The sequence below is a fragment of the Nitrobacter sp. TKz-YC02 genome (genome assembly GCF_049852135.1).
Lineage (GTDB): Bacteria > Pseudomonadota > Alphaproteobacteria > Rhizobiales > Xanthobacteraceae > Nitrobacter > Nitrobacter vulgaris.
This window is the reverse complement of sequence record NZ_CP180728.1, coordinates 591,892-604,122: the sequence shown is the minus strand read 5'-3', so window position 1 is coordinate 604,122 and position 12,231 is coordinate 591,892. Positions and strand designations below refer to the sequence as shown.

The following is a 12,231-nucleotide window of genomic DNA, read 5'->3' as shown; positions in this document are numbered from 1 at the left end:
TCGGTCAGTCGGGATTGCCGGTGATCCCATCGCGATCCAACTTTCGGCCGATGGCCCGAAGTGGGGTTTGTAGCCGGTCTATAAACACACCGGCGAGCGAGAGGCGGACGAAGATCGCCCAAGTCGATTCGCCGAGAGAGAACCACCAGGACTGTTTCATGAACTCTCATTCGATGTTGTCCAAAGGCGCGGCGCCAGAGTCTTCCAAGACAGTCCGATGAGAATTAAGCCAAGGCCCACAACCCAGATCGTGACCGGCACCTACCCGTTGCGCGGCACCTGCACACAAATCGCGGTGAAGAACAAACTCAATGAGCTTCACCCCGCTCGTTTGAGCGAAGTGAAACCCAACATGCTTCAAACTCGCGCTTAGGCCGCCCGTTCGAGTTCCTGCCGTGGTCCGAAGAATTCGAAATGCACCTGCGAAGCCGGAATGCCCCACTTGAGCAGTTCGTGGTAGATGGAAACCATGAACGGCTGCGGACCGCAGAAGTAATAGTCCGCATCGCGCGATGACAGCAGACCTTCGAGATATTCCGCCGTCACGAAGCCAACGCTCGCATTGTCGCTAGGGCTGCCTCCCTCGCTGTAGCGATAATATGCACGCAGGCTGGCATGTTGCCGCGCAAGCTCATTCACCGTCTTGCGGAACGGCTGAACGTCCTCGTTCAGTACCGCGTGCACAACGAGGATTTCCCGCTTCGGGAACGCCTCCAGCGCGGAAAGCAGGATGCTCATAATCGGCGTGATTCCCACGCCCGCAGCAAGGAGCACCAGCGGGCGCTCATGCTTCTCCGTCACATCGAGAAAGAACTCACCACAGGGAGGCGCGATCTGAAGCGTGTGACCGGGCTCGACGGCATCATGCAGCAGGTTGGAAACATAGCCCTGCGGCGTGTTGGCCTCCGGTGGCATTTCACGCTTCACACTGATGCGGAAATGCGGCTGACCGGACATGTCGGAAAGACTGTAATTCCGCATCGTGGTCTGACCATCCGGCGTTTTAACGCGCACCGTGATGTACTGGCCCGGCTTGAACGCCGGAAGCCGCGAGCCATCCTCCGCGACCAAGTAGAAGGAGGTAATATTGCTGCTTTCTTTTTCCTTGCGGCTGACGCGCAGGAGCTTGAAGCCCTCCCATCCTCCTGGCTTCTTCGCATTCTCCCCGTAAATCTGGCGCTCGCGGCCAATCAGGATGTCAGCCAAGAAACCATAGGCTGCCGCCCAGGCGTTGATGATGTCATCCGTCGCCGCTTCACCTAGAACCTCTCGGATGGAAGCAAGCAGGTTCTCCCCGACAATCGGGTAGTGCTCCGGCTTAATCATCAGGGAGGCATGTTTTTGGGCGATTAGCTCCACTGCCCCGCCCAACACTTCCAGATTGTCAATATTGGCGGCATAGGTGACGATGGCTCTGGCCAAGGCCCGCTGCTGCTTGCCCGTCTGGTTTGCCTGATTGAAGTATGGCGCGACTTCTGGGTTATGCGTGAACATCCGCTTGTAGAAATGGCGGGTTAGCACCTCACCATTCTCAGCCAGCACGGGAGCCGTGGACTTCACAATGGCGATGGTTCTCTCGTCGAGCATGGCCTTCCTCAGTAATATGTATTATGGATACATATTACTCATACAGTCCCCATTCCGTTATTTCAAGCCGCCATGCAGCTCACCCAATTTACGGATTACGGCCTGCGAAGCCTGATGTACCTGGCCGTCCAGCCGGACAGGTTCTCCAGCGTGCGTGAAATATCAGACCATTTCGGGATTTCACGGAACCATCTGGTGAAGGTGGTGCACCGTTTGGCCCAACTTGGCTATGTCAGTAGCACCAAGGGCAAGGGCGGGGGCATCCGCTTGGCGCATGACCCCAAATCCGTCCGGCTGGGCGATTTGGTCAGGGCCCTGGAAACCAACATGACGATTGTCGAATGCTTCAATCGCGCGACCAACACCTGCACAATGATTAGCAGCTGCACGCTGAAACATTTTCTGGCCGACGCGAATACGGCCTTCCTGCATTCGCTCAACAAACACACGCTGGCCGACACTACCGCAAACAAAAGGCTGTTTCAAAAGCGTTAGCCCTGCTGCAACGACCGCGCATTTCCGTACCTACTCGAAGGCCACGCCAATCCGGTTCTGCTTGATCCAGAGGACTCGGCAGTTGAGCACGACGCGACCATGCTCGGTCACAAGCTGAAACCGATCGGGAACGTGGTGTGGATTCGGTATATCGATAGCGGCCCCAGCGGCGGATATATTTGCGACACTACAGCCGATGCTCCTCCCATCGCTATATATTTGCGCGGGATGATCGACTGCTGTTCTCTTCCGATCCTCGGCCATGGCGAGCCTCCGTGGGTGTGCTCAGCGAGCCGCCGCCGAATTAGGGCAGAGGAAAGTGGCAGCACAAGTACGCGAATCATTGGATGAGGTCAGATCTGAGCGTAATCGCGACGGTCTGGGTAAGGTTTGTAGCGTTCAGCTTGGTGCGAAGTTGACGTGCGATCTTGTCGACGAAATGTTCTGAAACCTTCAGAATGACACCGATTTCCCAATCGCTTTTTTCCTTCCGCCATCCGCTGCTGGGTATCCATTTCTCGCGGAGTCAGATTCACTTGGGCTAGTTCATATTTCTACGCAATGGCTCGCACGAACGCGTGCATCGCGATCAGCTGAAGTTGTCCCCGCAGTTTGCGGAAGCAGTCTCAAAGACTTTCAGCGTGCCGCAACCCGCTATGACGGCCCTGCCGTCAACTTCATGGCTGCCGCCTGCATCGCAGCAACCGTCAGATGCGACGGAAATCCTTTAGGCGAAAGAACATGCGCTCGATGGCGTTGCGACTTATATGGAGTACGGGCGAGAAGAAATTTCTTCCAGTGTCGGTCGCTTTGGGTAGGATGTTGGGCGTCGCATTCTTTCCTTCGGTCTGCCGAGGGATGGCATCGCTGTCATAACCCTTGTCGCCGTGCTGAACGTGGCATCTCTTCGAGCAGCATTGGTCAGAACGCATGTTGAGAAAATCGAAGGAGTAGAGAGGGAACGCCCTCAAAAAGGATCTCCCGCAGCGAAGCTGCGGGAGGCTCATGCGGGCAGTGTGCCCCACTTAGGTGCTCATCATCAGTGCGGGCGCCGATAGGTCATAAAGGCTCCTGCTTCTTGGCGATCCTGACGCCGAGCCGTTTGCACTTGTTCTTCAAGGTCACGAACCGCTTCAAGTCGCTCAAGGCGTGACTCGGCTGGAGCTACGCGCGTGAGTGCCTGCCGCGCTTTCGCCGCTGCCGTTGGCGGTCCCTGAGTAGACGACGCGACCGCGCCCGCAGTTGATGAAGGAGTTGGTTCAGTGGGCGCTGGACCAGCGGCACCCTTAGCATGGGCGGAGACTGAGGTAGTAGGGCCCGAAGCGACAGTCATCGTTGTGGGGGCAACCTTATTCAAGAAGTTATCAAGATTCTCGCACCGCGCCGGAAGAAAATGCTTTTCTAAGGCTTCCGACAGCTCCCTTTTCTCGGTCACATGCGTGAAGCCACCGGGGGCCGTCGCTGGCCATTTTACGTTCGGCGCAATCTCCTGGCCAACCGAGAACTGGTGACAGCCACCACAGCTCACCGCCCCGGCTCGTGCCAAGATGTGCTGCGGCGTCAAAGTGGATCCCTGAGAAAGCCTGAAGTTCTTCAGCTCGGAATCCACACCAGTGGGCAACCCGGTGTTTTCCGCCCGCTTTAGTGGGTCGTCGTTGTCGCCCTGCGAGATGCTCTCGAACGTGTTGGACCGATTGGGGAAGCGCGCTCCAACGCCAGCAAAAAGCTCAGTCGGAGTCGGTGTTTTTCCATCTTTTTGCGCCCGAAGTTCGGTCTCAATCAGTTCGCGCACATGAATGCGTACAAAGTCGTCTTGAAAGTCGAACCGGAGGTCGCCGAAACCCTCCACTTCGTTTGCCGCGGCCGTTCCATACAGCGCCGGATGCGGGTTCGCCTTCACTGTGTCGGGCACAAAAACGGCGCTGCCGTCGGGGCTGACGCTGACGCGCCACTCGCGCAGCATCCAGGGATTGTTGCCTATGTCGCCACCCGTCACGAACAAGTTGCCTCGAACTTGTCCGAACGGAAGCCCGAAATGCTGGTGATGAATAACAGGCTGGATGTCCGCGGTCCCGTCGCCGTCCGTATCGCCCTCATAGTAGAATTTCTCGAGCGCGGTCTTGAGTTCTTGTCCAGTTTTGCCTTTGAGGCTGTCCCAGAACCGCGCTATCCCGAGACAGCCCTCAGGTCGGTTCTGTGGGTCAGGGTTGTCGACAGCTGCTTCGATGATAAGGAAGAAGCGATTTGCCCGTTCGACAGGATCACCCTTCGCGTAAACAATACGATGCTCGCCACAATATTTGAAGTTGGCGGGGGATAGGTCAAGTCGGTTGAACAGACCGACCGGGCGCATGCCTTCTGCATTCTGTGGTGTGAGAAGCTTCAGAGGATCAAGGGCAGCTTCATTGGGACGTAGACTTGCAGGCATCGCGACCTTGCTGTCGGGGTTGACTCGGTCTGCCACACGGAAGCTCCGGATCATGCTCGTAAGCAGCGAGATCCGCTCGGCCTGTGTGTTGACGAGCTTCTTTTGCGCCTCGGTTGCAGCGACGTCCTGGGAGTTCGGCGTTACCGCAGAAATCAGGATTGCGCCAAGTGTCCTCTCAAGTGAAAAGCCATCGTTCTGGAACACTTCCGGATCTGTGATGACGACGGTACGCCGCAGATTCGTTTTAAGGTGACCTGTGCCCTTCTCGACAGTGCACTGGGCACTGGGCACTGGGCACTGGGCACTGGGCACTGGGCACTGGGCACTGGGCACTGGGCACTGGGCACTGGGCACTGGGCACTGGGCACTGGGCACTGTACATGGGCTGCTGTGCTTCGGCAGCAATAGTCGTCAGAGACAGCGCCGAACTTAACATACTTTTGAGTAAAATATATCGGGCCATAGCAGCACCTCTAACGCCTGAAATGGCGGACGAATATTATGGTTACACAACCTTTTCGGAAGTCAACGACAAGTCCGGATGGAGGCTCCGGCGTCAGCACTGATGGGACCAAAGCGGCTTAACTGTGAGAGCGGAGTGTCCGGCGTCAGCGCTGATGGGACCAAAGGGGCTTAACTGCGAACGGAGGATTTCTGGTTCATCGTAGCCTTTCAAAGGAGCGAAGATGAGACAGAAATCCGGAACCGGGAAAGCACCAGCAGAACAGACTATCAAGGACATCCGCCGAGCGACCCGCAAGCAGTATTCAGCGGAAAAGAAGATCCGCCTCGTGCTCGAGGGCTTGCGCGGCGAGGAGTCGATTGCCGCGCTGTGCCGCCGCGAAGGAAGGACATGGCGAATGGCATATACGGTAAGCCATTTCCGAGGGGTATGGCGCTGCTAAATTGTGGATTGATAGAGCGAGGCGTAGGCCTTCGCCGAATTAGTCCAGCTGAAGGCTTGGCCCATGGCTGCTCGCCGCATTCGATCGAGGCGGTCTCTCGCTCCGAATGTCGAGAAGGCGCGGCACAGACTGCTTAGGAGACCATCTGAAGAAGGGCGTTCGAATAAGAAGCCAGTCTGACCGTCCTGAATGGTTTCGGCCAAGCCGCCCGTTCGATGGCCGATCGGCAGCGAGCCAAAACGTTGGGCGTACATTTGGCTGAGACCGCACGGCTCAAAGCGGGAAGGCATCAAGGTAAAGTCACTGCCCGCGAAGATGCGGCGGGCTTCGTTATCATCGAAGCCGATCCTCACCGCGACGGCCCCCGGGTGGCTTGTCTGGGTCTGCCGCAACGCTTCCTCGAACTGCGCTTCTCCTTTACCCGTGACGATGATCTGTCCGCCAGCATCGACGATCGCCTTGGCATTCTGGATGACGAGATCGACACCTTTCTGGTGAACAAGCCGGGCGACAAGCGCGAAGAGGGGACCGCGCGAAACTGCCAGCCCGAACTGACGCCGGATATTCTTGGCGTTCTGAGATCGTCCTTGCCAATCCCCGGCGTCGAAGGTCCGGGTCAGGGACGTACAAGTCCGTGGGTCCCAACTTTCATCAATGCCGTTCAAAATGCCCGATAGCTCGTTCTTTTCGGCGCGCTTCCGGAGGATACCTTCCAGGCCGCACCCGAACTCGGGCGTGGTGATTTCGGCGGCGTAGGTCTGGCTTACCGTCGTGAGGCGGGAAGCGTAGACTAGGCCGGCTTTCATGAGGGACAGACGGTCATAGAACTCCACGCCATCTATATGGAAGGATTGAGCCGGAATGCCGAGGCGAGGCAGCGCGTCTCGGGAGAAGACGCCCTGATAGGCGAGGTTATGAATCGTGAACACGCTCGGGAGTGGCCGCTGCGACCATTCAAGGTAAGCCGGTATCAGCGCGCATTGCCAGTCATTGGCGTGGACAAGGTGTGCAGACCAGTCCTTATCGATGCTGCCCAGAGCGATCTGAGCCGCCGCGTAGGAGAACGTTGCGAAGCGGACGTCATTGTCCCGCCAATCGACGCCGTGCTCATCACTATAAGGAGAGCCCGGTCGCTCGAAGAGTTCGGGGCACATGACCACGTAGTAGGGCATGCCGTCGGCGGCATGCCCCTTGCCCACTCGAAAGGATGGAAGGCCCGCGAACCCCGGCGAGTCGCCGACGACCTCTAGATTGTTAAGACCGTGGAGCACTTGCGGATAGCCTGGCACGACGATGCGGATATCAGCGAGTGGTAGAAGAGCACGCGGCAAGGCGGCAGACACAGCGGCGAGGCCGCCGACCTGCACAAAGTCGCACGTCTCAGGGGTCGCGAAGAGTATCCTCATCGCAAGCGACCCAGACCGGAATTACTGTTCATTGAAGCCCCCAGCGCGTTGGCAAGACGCTTGGCCTCTAATTCCAAACACTGGTTTTTAGTTCCATGTTGTGATGAGTAATCTGTCCACGCCGGTCTACTTGCCTCAAAGCGCCGTTGGAGAGCACCACGGTTAGATTGGAAGCTCCAACTGCTGTTCCCGCGTCGGTTTCTCGTCGTGTGTTGTAACGACGATGCATGACGACGACACGACGGACGGCGACCCTTGCAGACCACACTAACATCGACCTTGCGGGGCCCGGATGTCCTCCAGCTCCGGTCGGCTCCCGAGATGCCGTCATCATCATAGCAGGTTTTGACCTGCACCCAGCCGGCATGAGCCTGGCTTTTGATAAAGGCACTGGAAGCCTCATACTGGCATCCAGCGGGTTGAACTTCTGGTCGGAGGCCCGTTGTCGTCGAGACCCGGGTATAGATCCGCACTCGGACAATCTCTTTGGATGAAACAATTCTCGCGTTCATGGCTCATCCACCCGACTGACCGGTGCAATCCCGCAGCTCCAAGAAGCGGAGGCCGCTCTAGCGGGTGCGGATGATGGCGATGGCCATCGCGGAAAAGGCAAACTTTCACGGCGAACTCGCACCTCATCCTTCGGATAGTCGTCATTTCCATGGAGAGCTTGTGCTGTTGGGTGGCGATCCAGGCGAGTGAAAGATCAAGAAAGGCCTTCTTGACCTGATCAATCGACATGGCAGGCTCATTGCAGCCTGTGGCTTGTTGGACCGGGACAGGCATCACCATCCCCATCGCGACCACACTTGGCGCATTCGAAAGGCTCTCGGATAGGCCCCCTGTTTTCGATCCCGGTACTACCCGCGCTGGCTTGGTTTCTTAACTGCATTCGAGACAGAGGGGGACAGCTAGAGGACGATCGGCCATAGGGGGCGTTCCGAAAGCGCTGTGATCGCGACCGCTGGGTCACTAAGAAAGGCTGCGATGTCTATGATGTTGATGCCCACCCTCTTCCATCACAAGACAGAAATTTGCGCGCCAGCGAACAAAATTTGGGCAGGCCCTTTCGCCTTTACATGAAAGCTATCTGTCAATGGTTAAACCCGTGAAATCATTGCCGACCACCTGCAATGGCACAGTCAACCTATGCTCGGCGCGGATCGGTCGTGTTCGAGGACCGAAGCGGATGCGAAGGGATCACATCACGGAACTGGCGCATCGATAGCTTGGTCCTGGAAGCCCAAGTCTCCCCGGCTCTATCGGGAATAGCGTCCTTGTTCGCCGAGCACACGCGACCGCGATGGGTGAAGGCGGTGGCGACCGATCGTCGAAACGATGCCGTCCATACTCCAGCCCATATTTGCACCTCGCACCCGGTGGCCGCCACAGCACCGATGCGCGCCGTCCTAGCTGCGGGCAAATGAAATACCATTGCCGACCGGCCGAACGGCCGCGGCCACCCGCACCTGAGACCAGATCTGCAGCCTGCACTTGCTGCGGACGGGCATTGCGGGGATGATGCCGAAACAAGAGTTGGTGCCGTCCGTCATTCGATGGAGATCAACCATGCGCGTACCCATCTACTACGGTGACTACCTGCGGCTGGACCGGCTGCTGTCATCCCAGGAGCCGGAAAGTGCCAAAATCGGTGTCAACGCTCATGACGAGATGTTTTTCATTATTGTCCACCAGACTTACGAGCTGTGGTTCAAGCAGATCCTGCACGAGCTCGATCGGGTTGAGCCGGACTTCGATAGCATCCCCGTGACCGATGATGCCATGGCCCGTATCGTACATGGCCTCAACCGTATCTATGAAATCCTCAAGCTTGTCGTGGCTCAGCTTGACGTGCTGGAGACCATGACGCCATTTGACTTCCTGGACTTTCGCGATCTGCTGATGCCAGCTTCAGGTTTTCAATCTCTGCAGTTTCGCTTGATCGAGACGCGGCTCGGCTTGGCACCTGAAACGCGCATTCCGTTTGATGACAAGAAAGTCGACGAGCATCTTTCCCAATCAGATCGGGCCACGCTTCGAACCGTCGGCGCTCGCCCCTCGCTGTTTGACTTGCTCAATCGCTGGCTTGCACGAACGCCATTCCTCGACTGGGGAGGAGAAACATTCCGCGAGGCCTATCGCACTGCTGTGAAAAACCATCTCGCTCGCGATGCTGAGCTGGTGCGCACTGATCTTGCGACGACACCGGATAGGCGCGATCGCGAATTGGAGAATATCGAACGCGCGATCGCCTCGTTCTCGGAAATTTTCTCGGAAACAGACGAGGGGGGTAGTTGGCGGCTGTTGCCGCAATCAGTTCAAGCTGCCCTTTTTATCAACCTCTACCGTGACAAGCCTGCCGTGCAGCCAGCGTTCCGCCTTTTGACAGCGCTCATGGACATCGACGAAACACTAACTCTGTGGCGGTATCGGCATGCACTAATGGTCGAGCGCATGATCGGGTTGAAGATCGGTACTGGGGGCTCCTCGGGAGGCGCCTATCTTTGGATGACGGCCGAACGACATCGCATTTTCTCTGACCTCTTCCGACTGTCTACGTTCCTCATTCCGCGTTCAGCTGTGCCCGAGCTTCCGCCTCAAATCCAGCAGCAGATGAGCTTGGTGTACGCATCATGACCATGCTCGATCTTACCACTCATTTCGCGAAGTTTCGCGCTGCTGCGCCTGAGCGGATCAATCTCGCGGCACATAGCCACCACGACTGGCCTGACGTGACGTTCACAGCGCAAGAGCAATGCTGGCACGATGCGGCCCAGCTTGCTGGCGAAAAATGGGACTTGGTATTCGGCGAACTGATCCCGCTCGTTCAGGCCGGGATCGCCAGGCACCTCCAACTACCTGACCCTTCGACGATCGCAGTTGCGCCCAACACGCACGAATTCCTGTGCCGGCTATTGTCCTGCTTTCCGTCGAATCGGCCCATTCGTATCCTGACAAGCGACGCCGAGTTCCATACTGCACGCCGTCAGCTCGAGCGCCTGGAGGAGGATGGGCTGGTTGCCGTCACGCGAGTATCCGCCGAACCATACGAGACCTTTGCTGAACGCTTTCATACGGCATGCGGGATAGACGAATACGACCTTATCTTTCTAAGCCAGGTGTTCTTCACTTCATCAGCGACGTCGGGAAATCTCAAGGCTCTGGTCGAGGCGGTACCTTCGCAAGAACCTTTTATCGTAATCGACGGCTATCACGGCTTCATGGCGCGTCCGACCGATCTGTCCGAGATCGCGGGCCGCATCTTTTATCTCGCAGGCGGTTACAAGTATGCGATGGCGGGAGAGGGATGCTGCTTCCTACACTGTCCGCCTGGCTACGGGCCAAGACCCCGGGATACAGGCTGGTTCGCCGATTTCGGCTCCCTTGCAGTGCCCCCAGGGAAATCCGTCGGGTATCCTCGAGATGCCGGTCGATTCCTGGGCGCGACCTTCGATCCCTCAGGTCTCTACCGGCTTGCGGCCGTATTCGATTGGCTTACCCGTGAGGGCATTACTGTTGAGCAGATCCACTGTCACGCGCAGGCCTCAATGACGTTATTCATCGAGGGGCTTGCGCTGGAGCACATTGACGGATTGCGGGTTGCAGATTTGATTACGCCATGGGGCGCGAAGGCTCAGCATGGCAATTTTCTTACCTTTCGGACGCCGCGTGCAGGCGAGATTGAGGCAAAGCTTGCCAAAGTCCACGTGCACTGCGATCACCGCGGCGACCGCCTTCGCTTCGGGTTCGGGATTTGCACGAATGCAGCGGACGTCGACCAGGCGCTGGCGAGAATCAGGCGCGTGGTTGGCAGCTAATGCCCGTCCGGCTCTTAATGATCTGCATGTCATCAAGTGTTCGCCATCAGCGCCTCTGAGACAGGTTGAGGGCCTTCACGAAAGGAGGATTTCTGGTTCATCGTAGCCGCAAGGAGCGAAGATGAAGCAGAAATCCGGGCCAAGCAAAGCGCCGGCAGAATAAGTGCTTCGGTCCAGGCGCGGCCCTCCTCAGTTTCGGAGACGAAGTCCAGGACCAGCGCTGGTTGGGGGCCATCGGGAGCACCACAATCACGTCCGCTATCAGGAGAGCATCGACAACCTCACGCCCGCTGACGTCTATTTCAGCATAGCTGTAGGGGTTTGACAGTGGATTTTGTTAACCATGAGCAAACTCAAATTTACGGACGACTTTGAATCGAATGTTCGCATCCTCGCTCGCCGGAAGGACTTGGAGACGCTTGACGCGGTTTATCAGCGGGCAACGTCGGAGACACTGATTGCAATTGTCGCGAAACATGAAAAACGGCGGCCTGTTTTCCGGCGGCTGCGTGCGTATGGTGAGCATCAGGTAGCGGCGCGCTTTGTTGAAGCCATGCCTTGGAACGCTGAAATCAGGAAGACGATTCCGAACGCGATGCTTCCGCACCTTAAGAAATTGGCAGAGTGGCAACGCTGGAATTGCGGCCTTCAGACCTATTTCGAAATCCGCGAGCGCGAGCGTCGCGCGAAAACTAAGCGGTGTGTCGCGAAGGCCGCGTGACCCCATCCTCAGGACTAAGCTTATCTGGCAGAGTTTAGGAAATGCACATCAAGCCAGCCTTTCTGCACCTGTCGATAGTACCGAGGACTGTTGCCACGTTCGCGCTGATGATTGTGGGAGCGGTGCTGAACGGTTTTTCAATTGCTCCAGCTCGCGCGGATTCGGTTCTAGGAATGGAGGCGTATTCCGCTCCGTTCAACTTCTGGACGGATCGGATGGACATGATCGATGTGCGACTGCGTCGCAATTGGCTGGGTTCAAACGAACATGCGACGCTGAGGATACCGCGTGGTTACATATTCTTTGTAGCCGAACCACAAAAACAACAGAGTGACGCGGGCCTTCCGCAGCGGGTTGACGTTACTAGAGTGGCCGTGGCCATAATTCATGGCCGCACGGAGTCCTATGTCGCTCGCCTCAAAGACCTCAAAGCGCAGAAAGACTCTGATTTCCCGCTCCGGGATACGCTGCGAGCGGAGGTTGCCACTGTCAGGCTAGGCTACACCGTTCCTTCCCCCCGGCAGGTAACCCTAAAGCGATACGAGAGTTCGCAGTACGTCAATCGGGGCTCCTTTGAAGGGCTCATCGCGACCAGATTAGGGTCGTATGGAGCATCTATCGAACTTTATTCGTCGAATAATACCGAAGAGTTTTTTGCCGCCAGATGTTCCGAACCGACAAATCCCGATTTTTGGTGCACTTATGAGTTTGAAGTCTGTGACCACATAAGTGCCAGCGCCAGCTTCATGGACCTGCGTCTGCACGGCGGTCTGCGTTATGCCAATGAGCGCGTGCGCTATCTGAAGGCGACGATTCGATCCTGGATAACGTCTTGTGGCCCAAATGAGGAGAGCATTCGATGACCGTCAGC

11 protein-coding genes and 3 pseudogenes are annotated in these 12,231 nt (G+C 57.2%); 7 read left to right on the top strand and 7 right to left on the bottom strand.

What is annotated here, in order from left to right; genetic code table 11:
* Positions 1-4: 4 nt before the first annotated feature.
* Both ACM561_RS02835 and hmpA read right to left on the bottom strand, forming a co-directional pair.
* Positions 5-160 carry a hypothetical protein gene (locus ACM561_RS02835; protein ID WP_425907880.1) on the bottom strand — a complete coding sequence of 52 codons (156 nt, stop codon included), beginning with the start codon at positions 158-160 and terminating at the stop codon, positions 5-7.
* Positions 161-369: 209 nt separating this feature from the next.
* A complete protein-coding gene (gene hmpA / locus ACM561_RS02830; RefSeq protein ID WP_425907878.1) occupies positions 370-1,587 on the bottom strand; it encodes an NO-inducible flavohemoprotein in 1,218 nt (405 codons plus the stop codon).
* 72 nt (positions 1,588-1,659) lie between these two features.
* On the opposite strand from hmpA, the gene ACM561_RS02825 reads away from it, so the two are divergent.
* Positions 1,660-2,082: an Rrf2 family transcriptional regulator gene (locus ACM561_RS02825; RefSeq protein WP_425907876.1), complete on the top strand. Its 423-nt coding sequence runs from the start codon at positions 1,660-1,662 to the stop codon at positions 2,080-2,082.
* A gap of 30 nt (positions 2,083-2,112) precedes the next feature.
* Here ACM561_RS02825 and ACM561_RS02820 read toward each other — a convergent pair whose 3' ends face one another.
* Positions 2,113-2,346, bottom strand: coding sequence for a PilZ domain-containing protein (locus tag ACM561_RS02820; protein ID WP_425907875.1), 234 nt, complete (start codon positions 2,344-2,346; stop codon positions 2,113-2,115).
* A gap of 361 nt (positions 2,347-2,707) precedes the next feature.
* Here ACM561_RS02820 and ACM561_RS02815 point away from each other — a divergent pair.
* Positions 2,708-2,791: pseudogene (locus ACM561_RS02815) on the top strand (IS5/IS1182 family transposase); the annotation flags it as partial.
* 1 nt (position 2,792) lies between these two features.
* Here the strand turns inward: ACM561_RS02815 and ACM561_RS02810 are convergent.
* Together ACM561_RS02810 and ACM561_RS02805 are read right to left on the bottom strand one after the other, a co-directional pair.
* Positions 2,793-2,984: pseudogene (locus ACM561_RS02810) on the bottom strand (IS5/IS1182 family transposase); the annotation flags it as partial.
* 137 nt (positions 2,985-3,121) lie between these two features.
* A complete protein-coding gene (locus ACM561_RS02805) occupies positions 3,122-4,714 on the bottom strand; it encodes a hypothetical protein (RefSeq protein ID WP_425907873.1) in 1,593 nt (530 codons plus the stop codon).
* A 482-nt stretch (positions 4,715-5,196) separates the two neighbouring features.
* On the opposite strand from ACM561_RS02805, the pseudogene ACM561_RS02800 reads away from it, so the two are divergent.
* Positions 5,197-5,379: pseudogene (locus ACM561_RS02800) on the top strand (IS3 family transposase); the annotation flags it as partial.
* A gap of 32 nt (positions 5,380-5,411) precedes the next feature.
* Here ACM561_RS02800 and glgA read toward each other — a convergent pair.
* Positions 5,412-6,821, bottom strand: coding sequence for a glycogen synthase GlgA (gene glgA / locus ACM561_RS02795; RefSeq protein WP_425907871.1), 1,410 nt, complete (start codon positions 6,819-6,821; stop codon positions 5,412-5,414).
* 1,409 nt (positions 6,822-8,230) lie between these two features.
* Entirely contained in the window at positions 8,231-8,392 is a 162-nt protein-coding gene (locus tag ACM561_RS02790; RefSeq protein WP_425907870.1) for a hypothetical protein, read from the bottom strand.
* Between ACM561_RS02790 and ACM561_RS02785 the strand changes: the two genes are divergently transcribed.
* The 4 genes from ACM561_RS02785 to ACM561_RS02770 all read left to right on the top strand — a co-directional run bounded on the left by ACM561_RS02785 (position 8,391) and on the right by ACM561_RS02770 (position 12,223).
* Positions 8,391-9,458, top strand: a complete 1,068-nt coding sequence (locus ACM561_RS02785; RefSeq protein WP_425907869.1) for a tryptophan 2,3-dioxygenase family protein — start codon at positions 8,391-8,393, stop codon at positions 9,456-9,458. The genes ACM561_RS02790 and ACM561_RS02785 overlap by 2 nt on opposite strands.
* Positions 9,455-10,639, top strand: a complete 1,185-nt coding sequence (locus tag ACM561_RS02780; RefSeq protein WP_425907868.1) for an aminotransferase class V-fold PLP-dependent enzyme — start codon at positions 9,455-9,457, stop codon at positions 10,637-10,639. The genes ACM561_RS02785 and ACM561_RS02780 overlap by 4 nt, the downstream gene beginning before the upstream one ends.
* Before the next feature lie 343 nt (positions 10,640-10,982).
* A complete protein-coding gene (locus ACM561_RS02775; protein ID WP_425907866.1) occupies positions 10,983-11,360 on the top strand; it encodes a hypothetical protein in 378 nt (125 codons plus the stop codon).
* A 41-nt stretch (positions 11,361-11,401) separates the two neighbouring features.
* Complete coding sequence (locus tag ACM561_RS02770) at positions 11,402-12,223, top strand: hypothetical protein (protein WP_425907864.1); 822 nt, start codon at positions 11,402-11,404, stop codon at positions 12,221-12,223.
* Positions 12,224-12,231 lie beyond the last annotated feature (8 nt).

Bases quoted from the DNA above. Each gene is read 5' to 3' on its own strand.
- ACM561_RS02835 (WP_425907880.1), bottom strand. From the start codon at position 160: ATGAAACAGTCCTGGTGGTTCTCTCTCGGCGAATCGACTTGGGCGATC.
- hmpA (WP_425907878.1), bottom strand. From the start codon at position 1,587: ATGCTCGACGAGAGAACCATCGCCATTGTGAAGTCCACGGCTCCCGTG.
- ACM561_RS02825 (WP_425907876.1), top strand. From the start codon at position 1,660: ATGCAGCTCACCCAATTTACGGATTACGGCCTGCGAAGCCTGATGTAC.
- ACM561_RS02820 (WP_425907875.1), bottom strand. From the start codon at position 2,346: ATGGCCGAGGATCGGAAGAGAACAGCAGTCGATCATCCCGCGCAAATA.
- glgA (WP_425907871.1), bottom strand. From the start codon at position 6,821: ATGAGGATACTCTTCGCGACCCCTGAGACGTGCGACTTTGTGCAGGTC.
- ACM561_RS02785 (WP_425907869.1), top strand. From the start codon at position 8,391: ATGCGCGTACCCATCTACTACGGTGACTACCTGCGGCTGGACCGGCTG.
- ACM561_RS02790 (WP_425907870.1), bottom strand. From the start codon at position 8,392: ATGGTTGATCTCCATCGAATGACGGACGGCACCAACTCTTGTTTCGGC.
- ACM561_RS02780 (WP_425907868.1), top strand. From the start codon at position 9,455: ATGACCATGCTCGATCTTACCACTCATTTCGCGAAGTTTCGCGCTGCT.
- ACM561_RS02775 (WP_425907866.1), top strand. From the start codon at position 10,983: ATGAGCAAACTCAAATTTACGGACGACTTTGAATCGAATGTTCGCATC.
- ACM561_RS02770 (WP_425907864.1), top strand. From the start codon at position 11,402: ATGCACATCAAGCCAGCCTTTCTGCACCTGTCGATAGTACCGAGGACT.